This window comes from Maribacter sp. 4G9 (genome assembly GCF_002742265.1).
Taxonomy (GTDB): Bacteria; Bacteroidota; Bacteroidia; order Flavobacteriales; family Flavobacteriaceae; genus Maribacter.
Window position 1 is genome coordinate 126,481 of record NZ_MDGL01000156.1, and the last position, 22,582, is coordinate 149,062.

The 22,582-nt window shown below is 41.8% G+C and carries 20 protein-coding genes; 8 read left to right on the forward strand and 12 right to left on the reverse strand.

From position 1 onward, the window contains the following. Positions 1-11: 11 nt before the first annotated feature. The 7 genes from BFP75_RS15710 to BFP75_RS15740 all read right to left on the reverse strand — a co-directional run bounded on the left by BFP75_RS15710 (position 12) and on the right by BFP75_RS15740 (position 7,249). The gene (locus BFP75_RS15710) at positions 12-521 is read right to left on the reverse strand and encodes an OmpH family outer membrane protein (protein ID WP_099546311.1); all 510 of its coding nucleotides are present in this window, start codon (positions 519-521) and stop codon (positions 12-14) included. A 49-nt stretch (positions 522-570) separates the two neighbouring features. After that, on the reverse strand, positions 571-1,422 hold the full coding sequence (locus BFP75_RS15715; protein WP_099546312.1) for an OmpH family outer membrane protein: 852 nt from the start codon (positions 1,420-1,422) through the stop codon (positions 571-573). A 104-nt stretch (positions 1,423-1,526) separates the two neighbouring features. After that, positions 1,527-4,151: an outer membrane protein assembly factor gene (locus BFP75_RS15720; protein WP_099546313.1), complete on the reverse strand. Its 2,625-nt coding sequence runs from the start codon at positions 4,149-4,151 to the stop codon at positions 1,527-1,529. Positions 4,152-4,155: 4 nt separating this feature from the next. Continuing rightward, complete coding sequence (locus tag BFP75_RS15725) at positions 4,156-4,899, reverse strand: isoprenyl transferase (RefSeq protein ID WP_099546314.1); 744 nt, start codon at positions 4,897-4,899, stop codon at positions 4,156-4,158. A 6-nt stretch (positions 4,900-4,905) separates the two neighbouring features. Further along, positions 4,906-5,595, reverse strand: a complete 690-nt coding sequence (locus tag BFP75_RS15730; RefSeq protein WP_099546315.1) for a DUF6089 family protein — start codon at positions 5,593-5,595, stop codon at positions 4,906-4,908. A 111-nt stretch (positions 5,596-5,706) separates the two neighbouring features. Beyond that, a complete protein-coding gene (locus BFP75_RS15735) occupies positions 5,707-6,591 on the reverse strand; it encodes an NAD kinase (RefSeq protein ID WP_099546316.1) in 885 nt (294 codons plus the stop codon). 1 nt (position 6,592) lies between these two features. Next, complete coding sequence (locus BFP75_RS15740) at positions 6,593-7,249, reverse strand: CBS domain-containing protein (RefSeq protein WP_099546317.1); 657 nt, start codon at positions 7,247-7,249, stop codon at positions 6,593-6,595. Positions 7,250-7,341: 92 nt separating this feature from the next. On the opposite strand from BFP75_RS15740, the gene BFP75_RS15745 reads away from it, so the two are divergent. The 6 genes from BFP75_RS15745 to clpX all read left to right on the forward strand — a co-directional run bounded on the left by BFP75_RS15745 (position 7,342) and on the right by clpX (position 12,764). Then, positions 7,342-8,055 (forward strand): pyridoxine 5'-phosphate synthase, encoded by a 714-nt coding sequence (locus BFP75_RS15745; RefSeq protein ID WP_099546318.1) that lies wholly within the window; start codon positions 7,342-7,344, stop codon positions 8,053-8,055. Then, a complete protein-coding gene (locus BFP75_RS15750; protein ID WP_099546319.1) occupies positions 8,052-8,831 on the forward strand; it encodes an alpha/beta fold hydrolase in 780 nt (259 codons plus the stop codon). Before BFP75_RS15745 ends, BFP75_RS15750 begins: the two co-directional genes overlap by 4 nt. A gap of 70 nt (positions 8,832-8,901) precedes the next feature. After that, a complete protein-coding gene (locus tag BFP75_RS15755) occupies positions 8,902-9,246 on the forward strand; it encodes a phage holin family protein (RefSeq protein WP_099546320.1) in 345 nt (114 codons plus the stop codon). Positions 9,247-9,350: 104 nt separating this feature from the next. Then, positions 9,351-10,673 (forward strand): trigger factor, encoded by a 1,323-nt coding sequence (gene tig, locus BFP75_RS15760; RefSeq protein WP_099546321.1) that lies wholly within the window; start codon positions 9,351-9,353, stop codon positions 10,671-10,673. Positions 10,674-10,761: 88 nt separating this feature from the next. Next, positions 10,762-11,442 carry an ATP-dependent Clp endopeptidase proteolytic subunit ClpP gene (gene clpP / locus BFP75_RS15765; protein WP_099546322.1) on the forward strand — a complete coding sequence of 227 codons (681 nt, stop codon included), beginning with the start codon at positions 10,762-10,764 and terminating at the stop codon, positions 11,440-11,442. Positions 11,443-11,528: 86 nt separating this feature from the next. After that, positions 11,529-12,764, forward strand: a complete 1,236-nt coding sequence (gene clpX, locus BFP75_RS15770) for an ATP-dependent Clp protease ATP-binding subunit ClpX (protein ID WP_099546323.1) — start codon at positions 11,529-11,531, stop codon at positions 12,762-12,764. Here the strand turns inward: clpX and BFP75_RS15775 are convergent. Together BFP75_RS15775 and BFP75_RS15780 are read right to left on the reverse strand one after the other, a co-directional pair. Next, a complete protein-coding gene (locus BFP75_RS15775; RefSeq protein ID WP_099546324.1) occupies positions 12,761-13,330 on the reverse strand; it encodes a hypothetical protein in 570 nt (189 codons plus the stop codon). The genes clpX and BFP75_RS15775 overlap by 4 nt on opposite strands. 141 nt (positions 13,331-13,471) lie before the next feature. Beyond that, positions 13,472-15,028, reverse strand: coding sequence for a GH3 auxin-responsive promoter family protein (locus BFP75_RS15780; protein ID WP_099546325.1), 1,557 nt, complete (start codon positions 15,026-15,028; stop codon positions 13,472-13,474). A gap of 75 nt (positions 15,029-15,103) precedes the next feature. On the opposite strand from BFP75_RS15780, the gene BFP75_RS15785 reads away from it, so the two are divergent. After that, the gene (locus BFP75_RS15785) at positions 15,104-15,898 is read left to right on the forward strand and encodes a DUF2797 domain-containing protein (protein WP_099546326.1); all 795 of its coding nucleotides are present in this window, start codon (positions 15,104-15,106) and stop codon (positions 15,896-15,898) included. Positions 15,899-16,029: 131 nt separating this feature from the next. Here the strand turns inward: BFP75_RS15785 and BFP75_RS15790 are convergent, their stop codons facing one another. From BFP75_RS15790 to sppA, 3 genes are all read right to left on the reverse strand, one after another. Further along, a complete protein-coding gene (locus tag BFP75_RS15790) occupies positions 16,030-18,765 on the reverse strand; it encodes an AsmA-like C-terminal region-containing protein (RefSeq protein WP_099546327.1) in 2,736 nt (911 codons plus the stop codon). 114 nt (positions 18,766-18,879) lie between these two features. Further along, positions 18,880-19,590 (reverse strand): queuosine precursor transporter, encoded by a 711-nt coding sequence (locus tag BFP75_RS15795; protein WP_099546328.1) that lies wholly within the window; start codon positions 19,588-19,590, stop codon positions 18,880-18,882. Position 19,591: 1 nt separating this feature from the next. Next, on the reverse strand, positions 19,592-21,352 hold the full coding sequence (gene sppA, locus BFP75_RS15800; protein ID WP_099546329.1) for a signal peptide peptidase SppA: 1,761 nt from the start codon (positions 21,350-21,352) through the stop codon (positions 19,592-19,594). A 70-nt stretch (positions 21,353-21,422) separates the two neighbouring features. On the opposite strand from sppA, the gene folK reads away from it, so the two are divergent. Further along, the gene (gene folK, locus BFP75_RS15805) at positions 21,423-22,568 is read left to right on the forward strand and encodes a 2-amino-4-hydroxy-6-hydroxymethyldihydropteridine diphosphokinase (protein WP_099546330.1); all 1,146 of its coding nucleotides are present in this window, start codon (positions 21,423-21,425) and stop codon (positions 22,566-22,568) included. Positions 22,569-22,582 lie beyond the last annotated feature (14 nt).

Consider the following 22,582-nt stretch of genomic DNA (forward strand, 5'->3'; position numbering starts at 1 on the left):
TGTTTTGGGGATTAAATACCCAATTCTTTTTTAACGTCTGCCAATAAATCTTTTCCAGAAGCAACGATTAATCCACCACCTGGCTGCGCGTCGATAACATAATCGATACCTTGAGCCGCGGCAACCCTTTCTATGGCCGCTTTGGCCTTTTCAGAAATAGGGGCGAACAATTCAGCCTGTTTCTTTTGGATTTCCTGTTGTGCATTTTGTTGGAACTCACCTACCGTTTTCTCCATGCCTTGAAGCTCCACCGCCCTTTTTTCATTCTCTTCCTTGGATTTGGATGCCGCTTCGTTTTGGTATTGGGTATACTTGTTACGCAATTCCGTCATGGAGGCTTGGATATCGGCACCATAGGTTTCCTGAAGTTTTTTAAGCTCCGCCTCAGCAGATTTCATCTCTGGCATGGCAGACAGCAACTGGGTTACATCTATATGAGCTACTTTACTCTGCGCATTTACAAAACTGGTCGCCGCCACGAACAACATTAAGGCAACCGCAATTTTCTTTACTTGTTTCATGAGTTAAAATTTAATTCTTATTTGAGTATTAATTAATGGTTTCTAATTTCTAGTTATTGTCGGAATCGTTTCCCGGATTATCGTTATTTCTTTCTGATTCATTTTCCTTTTTCTTGGCCTCCCGCTCTTCTAACAGTTTTTTTCTTCTTTCCTCGTAGGCCTTCTTTCGCTCTTCACGCAATTTGAGCTGCTCCTCCCTTTTTTCTGCAGCCGTTTTTTCCCTGGCCGCTTGGGCCTCCTTGGCTCTATCTATACGCTCCTGAAGCGCATCAGAGACTACTTCTTCCTCATCATCGGCCTCAATATCATCGTCTCCTTCAAAAGCCTCCAACCTGCTTCTAGTGTCCGTTCCTTCCTTGGGCTTGCTTATCTTTCTGGTCCTGGCAATTCCCCTGAGAACCAAATCGCTAATATCGTGCCTTTTTTCCGAGTACAACATTACAACATCCGCAGATTTATCAAAAATAAAATCATATTTTTTATTCGCCCCCAATTTTTGCACCTCATTAAAGACTTGATCTTGTATTGGCTGTATCAACCTTCTTTTCTGAAGCACCAAATCGCCTTGCGGACCAAATCTATCCTGCTGGTATTCGATCATCTCCTTTTCAAGGATTTGGATTTCCTCTTCCCGCTCTTCAATGAGTTCTGGGGTCAACAACACTTTTTCCGCCATTAAATCCTTCTTCATCTGTTCCACAACACTTTGCTTTTGCTCGATTTCAACCTTCCATTTTTGGACCTTGGTATCGAGCTGTTCACTGGCGTCCCTATATTCCTCCACATTTTCCAGAATATATTCCATATCCACATAGGCTATTCTAACGCCTCTTTGGGCCATGGAATACAATCCCGTTAGAATGGTCACAAGAAATAAAAGAACTTTTACTTTTGACTTCATTTTTGATATCGTTTAATCTAATAGAAAATATCGTGCCAAAATTACTAAAACTTTTAGAATGAAAGGTTTAGCATGATGACCGATTCTTAAATTCCAATTTAAATCTAGAACTGTTGACCAATAATGAAGTGCGTCTGCCATCCGCTTGGACCATTGCCTATGGACTGTGGCCTTAAGTCCTCGTCGAACCCATAACCAAAATCGATACCCAATAAACCAAACGCTGGCATAAAGATGCGTAGCCCCACACCGGCCGATCGTTTTAATTGAAACGGATTAAACTGCTGAAAATTGTTGAAGGAATTACCTGCTTCCAAAAAGGTAAGTCCGTAAATGGATGCCGAAGGTTTTAAGGTAAGCGGATACCGTAGCTCCATAGAGAATTTATTGTAGATCAATCCGCCCTCCTGCTGTCCGGAAACGGGGTCGATTGGAGTTAAGGATTGGTTTTCGTATCCTCTTAACTGCACTATATCCCTTCCGTCCAAGGTAAAGTTGTTAAGACCATCGCCACCAACGAAAAAACGCTCAAAAGGCACATCTCCGGTATCACTATTGTAATTGCCCAAGAATCCAAACTCTGCATTGGTACGCAACACCAAGGATTTGTCCGCACTACCTACCAAAGTGGTATACCAATCTCCCTTAAACTTGATTTTGTAATATTCCAACAACCTGAAACGCTCTTGATCTACGTCTTCTAGTTCTCTAATTTCCTGAGTATCTCTTAGTCCTTGAGCCCTTTGCTGATTTACGATAGGTTGTAATTCCCCACTACGTTCCCTTAGGGCCCTAAAATCCTTATTACTGAAAAGGGAATAGGGCGGTGTAAACTTGGCCGTAATTTCAAAATTGGATCCGCCCCTAGGAAATATACGCCCACCCTCCATAGCATTTCTATTGATACCTAAGGTATAGGCAATGGAATTGGCTTTCCCGTTCCCAAAATTGAACAAACCAATATTATAATTTCGGAAGTCATATAATTGGTATCCTAAGGAATGGGAAATGGTAAAGAAATCATCTGGCCACTGTACCCTTTTGGCCAATCCCAGGCTCACTCCCGTTATGGAAAACTGCTGGTCCTTGTTTACATCAATACCCCTATTCCCGAAAGACGCTGCAAACTGTTGGGTTCTTGATACGTTCAAGTTAAACCGTACCGGCTTTTTTCCGCCCATCCATGGTTCGGAAAAGTTTAAACTATACACCCTAAAGGTACGGCTAGCCTGCAAACGTAGGGCAAAGGTTTGTCCGTCGCCCATGGGCACTGGCTTATATGCTTCCCCTTTGAATAGGTTTTGAATGGAGAAATTATTGAATGACAATCCCAACGTTCCAATGAAGCCACCGCCACCGTAACCACCTTGCAATTCAATTTGACTGGAACCGGATTCGACCAGACTCCAGGCCAGATCCACGGTCCCCTCATTTGGATTGGCATTCAACACATCTGGTTTTATCTGTTCGGCATCAAAAAATCCAAGTTGCCCCAATTCCCTAATACTTCGAATGATATCCGACTTGTTGTATTTTTGTCCGGGCCGTGTACGAAGTTCCCTAAAAATTACATGGTCGTTGGTCTTATCGTTTCCAGAGATGGTCACATGGTCCAAAAAGGTCTCCTTACCTTCGATAATACGGATTTCAAAATTTATGGTATCGTTGGCAGCAGATACCTCTACAGGATTGATGGTGGAGAACAGATATCCATTGTTTTGATACAGACTGGTAACGTCATAGGGTTCCGGTTTGCTATTGTCCGCAATACGTTCACGTAACAACACCCCGTTATAGGTCTCACCCTTTTTGATACCAAGAACCTGTTGCAATTGACGATCCGTATAAACGGTATTTCCCACAAAATCAATATCGCCAAAATAATATTTGTTCCCTTCCTCAACCTTTATTTTTAGAAGTATGTTGTTCTCGTCCACTCTTTCCAAGGTATCGGAAATTACCCTGGCATCCCGGTATCCGTTTTCGGCATATTTATCCACCAATAAGTCCAAATCCTCCTCATAATCGTCCTTGATATATTTGGACTTTTTCCAGAAACGACCCAATCTCTTTCGTTTGGTACTTTTTAAGGCCTTTCTCAATTTTTTATCCGAAAGCTCTTCGTTTCCTTCAAAAATGATATCCTTGATTTTTACCTTATCGCCCTTATTGACGTTTACCACCATTTTTCTGGCATTGGTTTCAGAAGTATCTACGGCGGTTATGATATTTACTTTGGTGTTTAAATACCCTTGCTTTTTATATTTATTTGTGAGATAATTTTTGGTATTGGATATTAAACTCTCCGTAATCTTCTTACCCTTTTTAAGATCCGTATCGGTCCTGAGCTCGTCTACCTTTCTTGGTTTTACACCATTAAAAGTAACATCTGTCAATGTAGGTCGCTCAATGATATTCAGTTCAAGGAATATGTTGTTATCCTCAATGTTGGTAATATAGAAGTCGATGGAAGTAAAAAGCTCAAGTCCCCAAAGTTTATTGATGACCTCGCTGATTTCTTCACCAGGAACCGTGATTGGCTGCCCCACTCTAAGGCCTGTATAGGTTTTAACGGTCTGTTCATTGTAACTTTCCAATCCAGTAACCTCCAATCCACCAAGGATATAGGTTTGACCATTTTCATAGGACAAGTCTTGTGAAAAGGTATTTGTGAGGATAAAAAGGAGTAGGATGGTCAGTAAGTGGTTCACGGACATGAACCTGGTCATATCCCTAGATGAGTTGTTCGCTAGTTTTTCCAAATCTTCGTTCTCTGTTCTGGTAATTTTTTATGGCCTCTACCAAATGATGCTCATTAAAATCGGGCCAAAATACATCAATAAAATATAATTCGGCATACGCGATCTGCCATAATAAAAAATTGCTGATCCGATGTTCTCCACTCGTTCGGATTAGCAAGTCTACGTCTGGCAAATTTCGCGTGTAAAGATGGTCATTAATAATGGTTTCGTCAATATTTTCTGGCGAAATTATATTATTTTTAACTTTGAATGCTATTGATTTTATGGCGGATTGTAGCTCTTCCCTTGAGCCATAACTCAAGGCCAGGGTTAGTGTCATTCCTGTATGTTGCTCGGTCTTTTTCATCACCTCCAAAAGTTCGCCACGGGCTTTATCGGGCAAGGCAGAAATGTTACCTATGGTATTCAATCGAATGTTATTCTCCGCGAATGTTGCCAACTCCTTTCGTAAAGAGGACACCAATAATCTCATGAGTGTATCCACCTCTATTTTGGGCCTGTTCCAATTTTCGGTAGAAAATGTATATAAGGTAAGAAACTCAATGCCCAGCTTCACACAGTTTTCCACAGTGGACCTTACCGTTTTTACACCGTTTTCATGACCAAATACCCTCAACTTTCCACGCTCCTTGGCCCATCTTCCATTTCCATCCATAATAATGGCCATGTGACGTGGCAGATTCTGTGCATCAATATCCTCTATTTTACTTTCCATCGTTTTTTATTGAAAGCAATCTTGGCAAGGCTTTCTTCCAAAAGTATACGTTAAGGTTACCCCTGAGAATACGTACCAATCATCGCTTAGAATATTTCCAAATTTGAAATCCTCAAAATTAGAACCTTTTGGATTACTGGCATCTAGATTATCCGTAAAAGTGTATCTAGCACCAATTTCCGCCCCAAAAATAAGAAACTGGTTGATACGATACTTAAAACCTACCGTCATAGGTATCGCAAAGGAACCATCGGATTGTGATAGATCTTGAAGACCCCCCCCATTAAAATAACCGTAATCGTACCTAAAATAGGTAACTCCGGTATATAGGTAGGGTGTAAATGCGGGGCCTAATTTATGCAGATTATAATCTACAAAATTAAATTCAAGTCCCACGGAGCCTTCCAATACCGCATTATCCACCACATATCCCCTTTGCTGTCTGGAGGTGTCACTGGATTTATTATCGTCTGCGGTAAACTTTCCGTAGGTAAGACTTCCGCGCCAGGCATATCGTTTGCTAACGTTCCATTTGAAAACGCCCCCAAAGGCCAGATTGGAAGGCAAAATATAATTGGTTCTTCCTACATCACCTATCATATTGGCACCGCCCGCAAAAACCCCAACCTCATACATCTGCGCGCTAAGGCCAAAGGAAATACATAAAAATGCAAGTAAGAATACGTTACGTATCATATTTAGAATCGTTTACAGCCTTGTTGAGTTCATTTCATTGGAGTACAAGCCCAAGGGGGCTTTCTCACAAGGTAAACAGTTTTTAGAGGTAAATATTGTTTAAGGGAAAGTTCAATTTCTTCTGTCTTCGCCCCATAATAATTTATTCCTAAGGGTCTTTAGGAAACTTTCTGATGTGTACTCTATCATCTTTATGGTGAAGGGAGCTTTGGTGATGGTAATTTCATGTCCATTTTCTAGGGAAGCGATTCTGGAATCCAACGAAACAAGATGGTTTTCCTCCCTTCCCGAAACCCGCAGCCTTATTTCCGTATCATCAGAAATTACCAAGGGCCTTGCATTTAGGTTATGGGGCGCTATTGGGGTCAAGACCAAGGACTTTGCGGTGGGCACAATCACCGGACCTCCGCAGCTCAAGGAGTAACCCGTTGAACCCGTGGGGGTTGAAATGATTAGTCCGTCCGCCCAATAGGAGGTAAGGAATTCATTGTTTAAATAGGTTTCCACAGTGATCATGGAGGTGGTATCCTTTCTACTTACGGTTATCTCGTTAAGGGCAAAATTCAGGTCACCAAATGCTGCCTCCAGGGCATTCGCATGGATCTGCACAAGGCTCCTTTCCACTATCGTGTAGTCCCCCTTTAAAAATTCCTGTACCACTTTCCGTACGTCTTCCTTTTTAAACGTGGACAAAAAGCCCAACCGGCCTGTATTGACGCCTACTATGGGAATCCCAAGGTCCTTAACAAATGTAGTGGCCCGCAGGATGGTCCCATCCCCTCCAAAACTAACGAACATATCAAAGGATGCGTCCAACCCATGCGAAGTGGTGAAGGTCTGAAAGGTAGCGGCACCATTTTTTGATTTATAAAGCCGATAAAATTCCTCCTCAATGCACACTTCTGAAGAATTGTCCTTCGCCAGTTCGTCCAACAGCTCCTCTAAATATTCGATGGCATTGTCCTGATATGTTTGACCGTAAACAGCGACCTTCATACTAGACGTTTAGGTACCTATCCAAATAGTCCGACCTATTTTTTAAATCTTCCAAAAATTGATCGTCACTATTCCCGAAGATTATTTGGTAGTTGTAACGCCTAAAGGTCTGCAAGACCTTGTCAAAGTTCGACGTACTAATCTTAATGGTGACCTGCACCACGTCATTTTGCATATCGGTAATAAAACCTCCAATGAGTCGGGCATTGTTACTTTCAACTATTTGTGAGATTTCGCTAAAGGAATAATCCTTTATTCCCGTGGCAACTACCAATATATTGCCGGGATCCGTAAAAAATGGAGTCTCTATAAATTCCGAAACGACATCGGTCAAATCATAATAACCGACCACCCTTTCCACTTCATCCAAAATAGGGACGAGATTCGCCTCGTTTCGGGCAAAAACTTCCAGAACGTCCAACCAACTGGTTTCCTTCCTTACAAAAAAAGCTTGCAGGTCATAGCGGTGTTCCTCGATTGTGGAATCGGCAGAAACCACATCCATGTCATTTTCAGAAAAAACCCCCAGAAACCTATCCTTTTCAATAATCGCTATATGCGAAAAAGTGTTTTCCTTAAAAAAGTCCATAAGTTCACCACAGGTAGTTTGAACATCAAATGCAGGAATATTGGAAATAATATATTGTTGAATATTCATAGCCTAATTTATAACGCAAAATAACAATTAATAATATCAAAAGGCGTGCCTTATTCGTATTTTTGGGCTCCTTTTAATATATTATCGACAATATGACGAAACTAAGTGTCAACGTAAATAAAATTGCCACCCTGCGCAACGCCAGGGGCGGTAATGTACCTAATTTATTACAAGTATCTGCAGATATAGAAAGATTTGGAGCGCAAGGAATTACCATCCACCCCAGACCGGATGAACGCCATATCCGTTATCAGGATGCCAGGGACCTGAAAAAAATCGTTACGACGGAACTTAATATTGAGGGGAACCCAAATCCAAAGTTTGTCGATCTTGTTCTAGAGGTGAAACCTGACCAGGTGACCCTTGTTCCCGATGCCGTGGACGCCATTACCTCTAATGCCGGTTGGGATACTTTAAAGCACGGGGTTTTCTTAAAAGAAGTAATTGCCGAATTCAAAAATGCCGGTATACGCACCTCGATATTTGTGGACCCAGACCCCAAAATGGTAGCCGGTGCCAAGGAAACAGGTACGGATAGAATAGAACTTTATACGGAAAGTTACGCTACGGCCTATTTTACTGACAAGGAAAAAGCGATACTCCCATTTGTGGATACCGCAAAAAAGGCGAACGAACTAGACCTTGGCATAAATGCGGGCCATGACCTCAGCTTGGATAACATTCAATATTTTGCACAAAACATTCCCGGCCTATTGGAAGTTTCCATTGGCCATGCCCTGATTTGCGAATCCATTTATTTAGGATTGGAAAACGTGGTGAACATGTACTTAAACAAGTTGAAATGAATCCAATATTATATAGCAACATTATAGGAAAAGGTAAACCGCTCTGCATTTTACATGGGTTTCTGGGCATGTCCGATAATTGGAAAACACTTGGAAATCAATATGCCGACAATGGTTTTGAGGTGCACCTAATCGACCAAAGAAACCATGGCCGTAGTTTTTGGTCGGAGAAGTTCAACTATGACCTTTTGGCCGAAGATCTGTTACGCTACCTAAACGATAAGAACATAGAAAGGACCGCTTTGATAGGACATTCCATGGGCGGGAAAACGGCCATGCAGTTCGCCTGCAGCTATCCACAGAAAACTGAAAAGTTGCTGGTAGCGGATATTGCGCCAAGATTTTATCCGCCCCATCACCAAGATATTATAAACGCCCTTACCCAATTGGATTTTGACTTAATAAATACTAGGGGCGATGCGGACGAACAGCTTAAAAAACACCTTAAGAATTTTGGGGTACGCCAATTTTTACTCAAAAATCTTTACAGAACCAAAAACGGCACCTTTGAGCTCCGGATGAACCTGGAGGTGCTTAGCGAAAAGATGGAAGAGATAGGTGAAAATATTTCCAGTTCCGAGAGCTACAACGGCCCCACACTTTTCCTAAAGGGAAGCAAATCCGAATACGTAACCGATGCCGATACGGCTCAAATTAAAAGACACTTTCCCAAGGCCCAAATAGAGGTAATCGACGATGCGGGACATTGGCTGCATGCAGAAAACCCAGATCAATTTTTCGAAAAATCGTTCCGTTTTTTAAGACAGTTGGAATAATTCCCAGCTAGGGGGCACTCCCTCCTATCACTTTATTTTTTATCTTTAAAAGAACCTAAACCAAGACACTATGAAACTTATCTTACGTATTCTGCTGAGCGCCCTGGCCGTAATCCTTTTGGCCAATTTTCTACCCCATGTATCTATAGACTCCTATGTTACCGCAATTATTGTGGCCATAGTCCTAAGTCTTTTAAACTTTTTGGTGAAACCGATACTGGTCATACTCACCCTACCCGTTACCATTGTTACATTTGGACTGTTCCTATTGATTATAAATGCCCTCCTGATTCTTTTGGCCGATAATTTAATCGACGGTTTTAACGTTGACGGACTTTGGTGGGCACTACTATTCAGTCTCTTACTTTCCTTTTTGCAGTCCATTTTGTTTTCCTTGCTCAAAGAAGACAAATAGCAGTTATTATTTGAAATTCAGCCCTTTAAAAACTTGGTGAACAGAAGAAAATAGCCTAATTTTGCCTCCCGTTTTATTTAAGCAATTAAGAAGATACTGAAGGAATGAACATTACAAAAGAACAGATAGACAACTTAAACGCTGTCGTTAAGGTAGCTATCACCAAGGAAGACTATCAAGATAAGGTAGACACAATCCTAAAAAATTATAAGAAGCAGGCCAATATACCCGGTTTTAGAAAGGGTCAGGTACCTATGGGGCTTATCAAAAAACAATACGGAAAGGCCGTATTGGTAGATGAAGTGAACAAATTGCTACAGGACAATTTGAACAAATACCTAACGGAGGAAAAACTGGATGTTCTTGGAAATCCTTTGCCTAAACAAAAGGATGATTTTGATTGGGACCAAGAAGAACTGGATTTTGAATTTGAATTGGGACTGGCGCCAGAATTTGAAGTTCCCTTAAAAACCAAAAAGGCCATTACCCATTACAAAATCGTTGCCGATAAAAAAATGATTTCAGAACAGGTGGAGCGAATCCAGAAACAATACGGAAAACTTGTAAGCAAGGAAGAGGTTGGGAAAAAGGACGAGGTAGCCGGAAAGTTTGAGAATGAAGCCGAAGGAATCGACAATCAGGCACTTTTGGAAATGGACAGACTCAAGAGTAAAAAAGCCATCGATAGTTTGATTGGAAAAAAAGTTGGGGATACCGTCACTTTAAAGACCAAAGGACTTTTTACGGAGGATTATTTTCTTTCAAGTGTTTTAGGTATCAGCAAGGATAAGGCGGATAGTTTGGATACGGAGGTTTCCTTTACCATAACGGAAATCAATGAAAGGCAACCCGCCGAATTGAACCAGGAACTATTCGATAAACTTTTTGGAAAGGATTCGGTTAAATCTGAAAAGGAACTTCGTGAGCGTATCGCAGAGGATTCCGAAAAGCAATTTGAGCAACAAGCAGACCAAAAGTTACTGAACGATGTAACGGAGTACTACATAGAGAATACCAAATTTGAGCTTCCAACAGGATTTTTGACCAAATGGATTCAAATGAACGATGATAAGGAACTGACCCCGGAAGAAGCGAATGAAGAATATGAAAAGTCGGAAAAGGGGCTGCGATACCAATTGATAGAAGGAAAAATAATCAAGGACAACAACCTCCAAGTCCAATTTGAGGAGTTGAAGGAATTTGCAAAAGGTTTTATCAAGTCCCAAATGGCACAATTTGGCCAATTGAATCCAATGGAAGAGGAGTTGGACAATATCGCCACGAGGGTCTTGTCAAATCAGGATGAAGTTAGGCGCTTGTCAGAACAGCTAATGAGCCAAAAACTGTTGAACCTTTACAAGGAAAAAGGAAACCTTAAGACCAAGGAGGTTACCTATGAAAACTTTGTCAAGGAAGTTTACGGATAAATCCAAACAATAAATTAAGTATCTTTACGGTGCCGGAAAATTATTTTTCGGCACCTTTTTTTACTACTAAAAAATCGATTAAGAGTTTATGGATTACGGAAAAGAGTTTAAAAAATACGCCATAAAGGACCAGGGTATCAGCAGCATGTATTACGATACGATTATGAGCAGCATGTATCCTGTAAATATGACCCCAAATATAATCGAGGAAAGACAGCTCAACGCTATTGCCATGGATGTTTTCTCCCGATTGATGATGGACAGAATCATCTTTTTGGGTACTGGAATCAATGACCAGGTGGCCAATATAGTGCAGGCACAATTACTGTTCCTGGAAAGTGCAGATGCCTCAAAGGACATACAGATTTACATTAATTCACCGGGAGGTAGTGTCTATGCCGGTCTTGGCATCTACGACACCATGCAATTCATAAAGCCGGACGTTGCAACCATCTGTACAGGTATGGCGGCCTCTATGGGAGCCGTATTGCTATGTGCCGGTCAGAAGGGCAAACGCAGTGGACTGTCCCATTCAAGGGTCATGATACACCAACCCATGGGCGGAGCCCAAGGACAAGCGAGCGATATTGAGATTACCGCACGTGAAATCCTTAAATTGAAAGATGAACTTTACCAAATCATAGCAAAACACTCCGGACAACCCATAGAAAAAATTCAAGATGACAGTGATCGGGATTACTGGATGAAAGCCGATGTTGCCCTTGAATATGGTATGATCGACGAGATTTTAGTAAGGGACAAAGAATAATTTCGTCCAATTAGCTATTATTTTATTTTTTTAGCGCACCAAGGACCGATACTAATCGTTATGTTGTTGGTCAGATAAACTTTAATATGGCAAAGGAAAATTTAGAATGCTCGTTTTGCGGAAGGAAAAAGCCAGAGACCAATTTATTGATCGCCGGTCTGGACGCCCATATTTGTGATAGATGTATCGAGCAGGCCCATGGTATTGTTGCAGAAGAGACAAGACAGACCAAAACCAATGATCTTTCGTCTGAGCTCACATTAAAAAAGCCCCAGGAAATAAAGGACTTTTTGGACACATTTATTATTGGCCAGGAACGTACGAAAAAGGTAATGTCCGTAGCGGTATACAACCACTACAAACGACTGCTACAACCTTCGTCCAAAGAAGACGATATAGAGATACAGAAGAGCAATATTATCATGGTGGGCCAAACAGGAACCGGAAAAACCTTAATGGCAAAAACCATTGCGAAAATGCTCAATGTGCCCTTGGCCATCGTCGATGCAACCGTTCTAACGGAAGCAGGTTACGTTGGGGAGGATGTGGAAAGTATATTAACGAGGTTACTACAGGCGGCTGACTATAATTTGGAAAAGGCGGAACGTGGTATCGTTTTTATTGATGAGATTGACAAAATTGCCCGCAAAAGTGACAACCCGTCCATTACCAGGGACGTTTCCGGGGAAGGAGTACAACAGGGACTTTTGAAATTGTTGGAAGGAACCACGGTCAATGTACCTCCCAAGGGCGGTAGAAAACACCCCGACCAAAAATTCATAGAAGTCAACACGGAAAATATTTTATTCATTGCCGGAGGAGCCTTTGATGGTATTGAAAGAGCGATAACCAAGCGACTCAATTTACAGGCAGTGGGTTATAGCGCTTCCAAAGCAGAGGAGAATCTTGACGAAACCAATATTCTGCAGTATATAATCCCTAAAGATTTAAAGGAATTTGGATTGATCCCGGAAATTATTGGAAGACTTCCGGTTCTCACCCATATGAATCCCTTGGATAAAAAAACACTCAGGGCCATCTTGACGGAACCTAAAAATGCCATTATTAAGCAATATGAAAAGCTGTTCGCCATGGACAACATTTCATTTACAATAACGGAACAGGCTCTTGATTACATTGTGGAGAAAGCCATTGAATACAAACTTGGGGCAAGGGGACTCAGATCTCTATGTGAGGCGATCTTTACGGATGCCATGTTCGAAATGCCAAGTACCGAGGAAACCGAATTCAAGGTAACCAAACCGTACGCAGAACAAAAGCTGTCCTACGAAACAGTTAAAAAATTAAAGGCGGTTTCTTAAACCGCCTTTTTCTTTTCTATTTTTTCTGGAATATTTATTGTCGTGACTTCGTTCAATAAGGCCAGGCAAACCTTTCTTATTATTTTTTCATCGGTATATAAGGTGTGCCCATAATTTGGAACGACATCCATGTCCACATCCAACTTATTGGCCCAAATATCGTCGGGCCTATTGGCATCTTTTTCCCCATAAATAAGATTTAAGGGAACCAAGGGTTTTTCATCCTGTAGTCTAATTCTTGTCGCTGAAATGGAGTAAAGTGATTTTACCGGCAATCCCCTTTTTGCGGCATTCCAGACAATGGTACCGCCCGTGCTAAATGCTAAATAGTAGCAAGGTGTAATTTCCTTTTTCAAAAGATGGGCTACCGCGGTATCGATCCCTCCATTTACAAAAGCATCATGGATGTTTTGTTCGGTCTGTACTGGCAAATCAATGTTTGCGAGTTGTTGGCTATCATAAAAAGTGATATCAAAATATTGCTGAAGATATCCTAAATATGAAGTAATCCAAAGGCCATTTTTGGTGCCCCACATATCCGAGACAATAACAAGTTTTTCAGCCATAATTTTAGTTTAGTAAATTAATAATTTGGGAACTAGACCCTTAAATTGATTATTTAACGGCCTATTCTATAATTTATTTGGTAATTCGTCCCAAATCCTCGATGTAAGACCATTCCTATACAAGAAACCGTCCTAAATACCCTAACTTTCTTTGGTAAGTTCTTCATGCACCGGATGGCCTGAAGAGGAATTCATACACAATAATTTTTCAAGGTAATCCCTTCTATTTGAAAGTCTTGGGATTTTATGCTGCCCCCCCAATTTATCGTTGATCTTTAACCAATCGTAAAAAAGGTTTTCGCGGGCCACATGCACCTTGGGCATTTCTAGGGTAATATTATTGTAGCGTTTGGCCTCATAGTCGGAGTTCAGGGATTTTAAGGCATTGTCCAGCAATTCCGTAAAGTAGTTTAGATCTTTTGGAGACTTCCTAAACTCAATGATCCACTCATGGGACCCCTTCTTTTTTCCATGCATGAAAATGGGCCCTGCAGTATAATCCTTGATTTCCGTTCTTGTTTTTAGACAAACCATTTTCAGGGCTTCTTCGGCATTTTCAATGATAAGTTCCTCCCCAAAAACGTTTATATGGTGTTTGGTCCTCCCGGTAATACGTATCCTGTATGGATTTTTAGAAGTGAAACGGACGGTATCCCCAATCTTATAGCGCCAAAGGCCAGAGTTGGTAGTAATCACTATGGCATAGTTCTTTCCTGTTTCAACATCCCACAAGGGAATACACGCTTGCTCTTCCGTACCGTATACATCCATGGGAATGAACTCATAGAAAATCCCGTAATCCAGCATCAATAAGAGATCTTCTGCATTGTTGCGGTCCTGAATGGCAAAAAATCCTTCCGATGCATTGTAAATCTCATAATACCTAAAATTCTTCCTGGGCAAAAGGCTCTTGTACTGCTCCCTATAGGGACTAAAACTTACCCCTCCATGAAAATATACCTCCAGATTCTCCCAAACCTCAAAAAGGTGTTCCCTTCCCGTTTCCTGTAATACATTGTTCAATAAAACCAACATCCAAGAGGGCACCCCTGCCAAGCTGGTCACGTTTTCCTGTACACTCTCCTTTATAATGGCACCAAGCTTGGTTTCCCATTCGCTCATCAAGGAAACCTTGTTGCTAGGCGTACTGCTAAATTCTGCCCAAAGAGGCATGTTATCAATAAGGATGGCGGAGAGGTCGCCAAAAAAGGAACCATTGTCCTCGTAAAGTTCCTTACTCCCCCCAAGGCGTAAACTCTTCCCCGTAAACAATTGCGAGTTTTCATTGTTGTTCAGGTATAGACAGAGCAAATCCTTTCCTGACTTGTAATGACAATCCTCCAAGGCCTCTGAACTAACCGGGATGAACTTACTTTTAGCATTTGTGGTTCCACTGCTCTTTGCAAATAGCTTCACCGTTGTGGGCCAGAAGAGGTTCTGCTCCCCTTTACGTGTCCTTTCTATGATGGGCTCCACCTCTTCGTAGGAAACCACTGGAAGTCGTTCCCTATAAGTCCCATAGTTGTTTATGGTCTCAAATTCGTAATGCCGTCCAAGTTCCGTATCCTCAGCAAATTCCAACAGGTTCAACAGAACCTCTTCCTGTACTTCCTCAGGGTACTTTAAAAAAAGTTCTATCTGGTGATAGCGTTTTTTTAGCAACCAAGAGGCAATGGAGTTGAACAGTGGAATGGACATTTTTGGGTATCTTTAACGTCTAAAAATAGGGTATATCCCCATCATTTTCAAATTGAAATTTTAATTGAGTCAACAATGCAGTACGAAGGTGTCCTAAAAAAAATGCTGACTGAAATGGCAAGTCCCATACAGTATTATTTGGTCTTTGAATCCGACTTTCTGAATATGAACCAAATACTGGACCACCAGTTGCATATCGAGCTTATAAAGCACCAATGTCTGAACTGCGGTAATGACCGACCCATTTACCGTCAAGGCTTTTGCAGATCCTGCTTTTTCGATATTCCGGCCGCAGGCGATTGGATCATGCGACCTGAATTAAGTACCGCGCATTTGGACCAGGAAGACCGGGATTTGGCCTACGAGAAAAAAGTACAATTGCAGCCTCACATTGTTTATTTGGCGAATTCCAGCAATATAAAGGTAGGTGTTACCAGAAAAACACAAATCCCCACCCGATGGATCGACCAAGGAGCGCACGAAGCCATTGAAATTGTGGAAGTGCCCAACAGGTATTTAGCAGGTATTACGGAGGTTGCCCTAAAGGACCATGTATCGGACAAGACCAATTGGCGCAAAATGTTGACCAATGATATCGTGGACCAAGATTTGGTGGCATGGCGCAATAAACTGAAGTCGTATATCCCAGAAGAGGCCCTACCCTATTTCATAGAAAGCAATACGGAAACCAATTTGGAATTCCCTGTGCTTCAATTTCCCGAAAAAGTCAGGAGCCTGAGCCTGGACAAAACCCCAACCTATCACGGCACCCTAAAAGGAATCAAAGGTCAGTACCTTATCTTTGAGGACAATACGGTATTCAATATTCGCGGCAGTGAAGGCTATTACGTGGGACTTACCATTAAATAAAAATGATTTTTAGAATCCGACTATCCCTAAAAGCCAAAAAAAACTTACCGTTAGTTTCATTTTGAAGTGAAGGTCAATATTCCAAAGGATATTTTCTTGAATGCTCCGCAGTATGTTTGCGGCTAGGAATTCTATGGATTGACAGAATCCTTCTTCGTTTCCGTTTCCGCCTTTTTCTTACCGAAAAGTCCTTTTAAAACATCCTTGGCAGCCTCCTTAACAGCTTCTTCCTTTTTTGGGGGTGTTGCCAACGTATCTGTTTTGATATTTATGGAATCAGTAGATTTGGAACCTCCAAGCAGTCCTCCTAACACTTCCTTGGCACCGGTTTTCGAATCCTGACCATCCGTAGAGTCCTTTTTTGTGGAGTTTGACAGGATGTCCCCTATCAAGTCCTTGGCCTTGTCCTTACCCTTATTGATCAATTTTTGTTTTTCGATTTCGATCAATTGACTGGTCAAAGTCTTTATACCCGAAGTCAAATCTGTGGTAACTTCCGGACTATTACAAACGCCGCCAATATTGGCGGTTACTGGAATGGTAAGGCTATCCAAAGAACGGTCATCTATCCTCGAAATCAAGTTATTGATATCCTTGCCCAAATACTTAGATGGAACCTGTAAGGTAGCCTTGTAATTCATTTTTTGGTCAAAGGTGTGATTCCCATCCACATTTATTTCAATATCCTGGTACCGAATACTGAAAGGCTTTACTACGACCAGACCATTTTCAAAGGAAAGCTTGGTTTTTAATTCCCTAAGGCTCAGTTTTTCCAAATCGATGAAATCCAGTTTAGTATCCAAAGCGGATAACACGGGTGCTTCATCCGTACTGATTTCCCTCGTAAGTACATCGGCTAGAATATTTCCTGTCAATGAAAGAAGATCCGGTGTAAAATCATCTGTTAGATTCCCTGAAAGGGAAATATCTGAACTGAATTTCCCCTGTAAAATTTTTGCTACCGGGGCCAAGGCCTGAAACAGTTCCAAGGCTTCAAAGCTTTCCTTCAACTCCAATTGGTCCAAAGCCAGCTGCATGGCAAAAGTGGGGGTTTCCTGTTTTGTGGAAACCTCTCCGTTAAAGGCGACCTTACCATCGAACAAAGAAGAGGTCATATTGCTCAAGATCGCTTTTTCGTCCTTTATCCTCAGGTTTCCGGAAACGTCCCGGAGTGTAATATTATCATAGATAACGGTATTGGCCCTTGCATTAAAGTTGGCATCCAAGAAGGAAGGTATTTTGATTCTTTCTTCCGATGCTGTATTCTGGGAGGTAGTATTTTCCGAAGCCTCCCCTGATTCCTCCACCATAAAATCGTTCAACGCAAAAGTGTTGGAAACCAAATCAAAGGTGCCCTCCACGTTTTCATTATTGAACAAATACCCCAGAAAATTGTTTATGGTACCTGTAATCTGAAAATCCGTTTGTCCCGTGGAGCCCTTCAATTCCCGCAAGGTAACGGACTTAGGATTGAATGCGACCGATGTGGAGCTCAGCACTACCGGATTGGGAATTTCCTCGGATTTATATTCAAAATCGGTCAGGGTCATTTGCCCTTCCGTCTTTGTATTCTCGTACTGCTTCCTTTCAATGGTAGCCATATCAAAGGCCGTATTAACATCGGCATCCAATAAGCCCTTTAAGCTGAGTCCCGTTGGCACGGGATATGCCTTTTCAAGATTTGCCAAGTTCATTTTACCATCCAAATGGGCATCCACCTTGGTATTGCCCATCAATTCGGAAATTTTGGAGGTCATGTTGAACCGATCTTCATCGATCATAAAGGATGCCCTATTGATGTCTACATACGTATCTTCGGCTATGCCGCTCGTATTGTTAATGGCTATGTCAATAAAAATGTTCTTGACCGTTTTAGGCAGATCGGGATACTTGAACGAGGCATTGTTCGAGTTGATCTTGATATTGAATTTAGGTATGTGTTCCTCGTCTACGATCCCATTAAAGCGCCCTTCTACTATGAAATCTCCCGTCGTGGTTACATTTGAGATATTTTTGGAATAGGTTTCAGGAATAACCGCCAAAAAGTTTTTGAAGTCAGACGATGGTGTCTTAAAACTTATGTCCACTTCTTGGTTGTCCTCGTTCAATTTCACAAAGCCTTCGAAAACCAATGGCAATTGGTTCACTATGGCCTCATTCTTTAAAAAGGAATATTTGTTCTCGTTCAAATCGATTCCGATCAACGCATCCAATTGCACCTTGTTCCTGTCCAAATAATTGGTACTGTCCATTTCAAACGAAACGAGGGCATCCGTATGCGTATCCAATTCAGACGTTGCCAACGAAAGGTCTCCGGTTCCCTTATGGTTCATTTCATCGATTTGCAAATGAATGCCGGTGGCATTATCGTCGTAGATTATTTTTGAATTGACTATTTCGTAGGATTCCATATTGAAAGAGAAACCTTCGCTACCCGATGCAGTTTCGTCCCCGCTTGTTTTGGATTCCTTTGCTATATCATAATTGGCATTTTCGGCTTCGTCCAACTTAATATGCAGTAAGGCTTCGTCCACTATAAGTTTTGAGATGGAGATGGGTTCCCCACCTGATTTCAACAACTGCATCACTCCCATGGACAAGGAAACTTTCTTGGATGCGAACAAGGTATCGCCCTCAAAAGGTGCCTTGTTCACCAAACTTACGTCCTTAAGACTTACCTCCGCATTGGGAAAACTGCGAATCAAACTTAAATTGGCATCAGAAAAATCCAGGGTAGCGTTCACGGAATTGTTTACATTGTTCCTGATAATGTGACCAATTTTGGCTTCCAGAAAAAAAGGAACGGAAACCAAAAGTCCCACTATAATCAAAAGGATAATACCTGTTATTTTTAATATCTTCTTCATACTATTTTTTATACGTGCAGTCGAGTAACAAACTATTGAAAATCACTCGCTATTCTTGATGCTTTCCTATCGATTGTTAATGCTAACGATAAAACTCAGAAAACGGTGCTATTATTATGTATCAAGGTCGATTTCCTCGCCCAGGGCCAGGTTAAACCGTTTCCTCATTAGATATACGAAGAAATACAGGAAAGGGGTGTCGATCAAGGCTATTAAAATCTTAAAAAGAAAGCCGCTGACGACCAAGCCGAAAAATAGGTCCCATGGCAGAACCTTAAAGATGCAAAGCAGACCAACTACGGTAAACGTGTCCACAAATTGCGATAGAAAGGTGGAAAAATTGTTCCGAAGCCATAAATATCTTCCCTGGGTCAGCTTTTTCCAGAAATGGTAAATTGCAATGTCGATATATTGGGCAGCCAAATATGCCAGCATAGAGGCCAGCACCGCAATTGGCGAGAGCGCAAATACCCGACTAAAGATTGCATCATCCAACGGGGATGATTCTATAGCGGGCGCTACATCGGCCAATAGCACTAGGCCCATGGAGAAAAAAGAGGCAAAAATGCCCGCCGTAACGATTTGGTTGGCTTTTTTTCGCCCAAAAATCTCGGAAATCAAGTCGGTAATCAAAAAAGTAATCGGGTAAGGCAACACACCTACGGAAATCTCGAACAATGAAACCCCAAAAACGGTAAAGTCCCCAAAGGGCTTCCAATAGAAAAACTTTTGAAATATGAGGTTGGATACTACCAAAGAGGTGATGAAGAGCGCCCCGAGGTATAAATAAATACGTCTAGCCAACAACTTGTCCTTCAGCACCATCTTACTTTATTTTCAAGGTGAAGGGCATTCTGGCCTGGATTCCCTTTTGGTCCCTATAGGATTTGATATCCTTTAAAACCTGATACGCCTCTTCCCCAATCTCTTCCCTGATCATATTTTCCTTGGCTTTCGCCCCAGCACCCGATATATCCTCCATAAAACGCTCAAAGCCGGATTTGTACTTTGGATATTTACGTATCCCAAAACTTTCTATTTGGGCCATTTTGGCGGCCTCGTCAATGGCATCCTCCAAGGTACCTAACTCATCCACCAACCCCAATCTTTGCGCATCCACCCCGCTCCATACACGGCCTTGTGCGAGGCTATCTGCCTGTGCCATGGAAAAGTTCCTACCGTTGGAAACCCTTTTCAAAAAAGTTTCATAGGTATCCTCGATGCTCTCCTGAACCTGATTTCTAAATGCCTCGCCCATGGGTTCAAAAAGGGAATATTCCACTGAATTCCTATTGGTTCCTACCTGTTCCGCATTAATGCCGATATCCTTGGCCAAACCATGAATATTGGGTATTGTTCCAAAAACGCCTATGGAACCTGTAATGGTGGTTGGTTCCGCAAAGATCTTATCGGCCCCTGCCGCAATGTAGTAACCGCCAGAGGCCGCCACATTGCCCATTGAGACCACTACGGGCTTCACTTCCTTGGCCAATTCCACTTCCCGCCATATGATATCGGAGGTAAGGGCACTACCCCCGGGTGAATTTACCCTTAGTACTATGGCCTTTACCTTTTCATCCTCACGGGCCTTGATCAAAGTTTCGTTGATAATACCTTGACCGATAACATCCGGTCCGCCCTCGCCATAAAATATTTCCCCTTGGGCAAATATGACCGCTATTTTATCGTTCCCTGATTTTAATTCCTTTTTGCTAGCGAACCGAGTATAATCATCCAAGGAAATGTAATTGATATCCTCATTTTCTTCTACGGAAAGTGCACGGGTGATTACACTCTCGTATTCATCATAGAAGAGAACGTCATCGATCAAACCGTTTTGTTTGGCATACTTGGGCAACCTACCGCCCAAGGTATCGGCAATGGCATTAAGGTCGTTCACCGTAAGGTTCCTATTCCTTGAAATATCGTCTATCATGGAATCCCAAAGGGATTGGATCAGTTCCTTTATTTGGGTCCTATTAGCATCGCTCATTTCATTCTCCAAAAAAGGCTCCACGGCACTTTTATACTTGCCATGACGTATGACCTCCATCTTAACGCCGGTTTTTTCCTGTAACTCTTTAAAATAGAGCACTTCGGAAGAAAGCCCCCTAAAATCCAAAGCCCCAACCGGATTCAAGAAAATGGAGTCGGCCACACTGGCCAGATAGTAATCCTTTTGGGAATAAAAATCCCCATAGGCATATATGAATTTACCGGATTCCTTAAAGTCGCCCAATACTTTACGAAGCGTTTGGGTCTGGGCCAATCCGGCCAGCAAAAAATTATTGTTGATACTTATTCCAAGTATCCTATCATCGTCCTTTGCTACGGTAATGGCGTGTAGAATTTCATCCAAGCCTTGGGATTCCTCGAAAAGACCTGAAAACGGATTCATATCACTGCTACCGGTATAATCCGCAATGGGCCGCTGTAGTTGAATCTCCAATACAGAATTATTCTTGACGTTCACCGTATCCTCCCCGCTTCCCAAAAGAGCAATAAACACGAAGAACATCACAAAGATGATTCCTAATGCAATCATGGTGCCAAGAATGGCGGCCAAAAGGTTTCTCAAAAAGTTCATTTAAGGCAATTTTTATTAGCCTGCAAAGATAACCAATGTGAATTTGTTTTAGTTATTTTGCCATCATATTATGACAAAAGCCCGCACCGTTTATCTATCCATTGGCAGTAATCTAGGCCAAAAGCGAAACAACCTACAAAAGGCAGTTTTCCTAATTGGTGAACGTATTGGCGAGATTATCGCTATTTCCCATATTTACAACACCCCTGCCCTAGGTTTTGATTCTGATGATTTTTTCAATGCTTGCGTGGAACTAAAATCGGCACTACCGCCAGAGGAAGTATTGGATAAAATACTGGCCATAGAAAAACATTTGGGAAGGGAAAGGCGTGGTGAAACAGGTTACCAAAGCAGGAACATAGACTTGGATATCATTTATTACGACAAGGAGGTCATGGAAACGGAACGGTTGACACTTCCCCACCCCAGAATGACAGAACGTAAATTCGTCTTAAAACCCTTGGCCGATATTGCCCCGCAATTCTATCATCCCGTGGTGAACAAGGACACGCGGAATTTATTACAGGAAACCAGGGACAAGAGCGAGATCACTAAACTGCCCATAAAACCCTATAAGGATAGGGTAGCATTGTTTTCCGATGTACAATTTCTTGCCATAGAGGGAAATATAGGTGCCGGAAAAACCAGTTTGGCCACAAAAATATCCGAAGATTTCAATGCCAAATTGATTTTGGAGCGTTTTGCGGAAAACCCCTTCCTTCCAAATTTTTATAAAGATAAAGCGCGGTATGCCTTTCCCTTGGAAATGTCCTTCCTGGCCGATAGGTACCAACAATACATGGACGATACCAATCAATTCGATCTGTTCAAAAACTTTATGGTCAGTGATTATGATATCTTCAAGTCACTGATTTTTGCCAAGGTAACCCTTCAAAAGGATGAATTCGATCTATACCGTAAGATTTTTAATTTTATGTACAAAGAGGTGAAAAAGCCCAAAATCTACGTCTATCTGTACCAGACAACGGAGCGACTTTTGGAACAAATCAAAAATAGGGGAAGGGACTATGAACAGAGCATTGACTCCGTATATCTAGAGAAAATCAATCGAGGGTATCTTGATTTTTTAAAGACATATCCCCAACAAAATCAGTTGATTATAGATGTTTCCGATTTGGATTTCGTAAACAGTCCCAAGGACTATAAAACCATTTTAGGCCGTATCACCGATTTTGCCCTAGCACAGCGGGATTAACACAATTTTGGCAA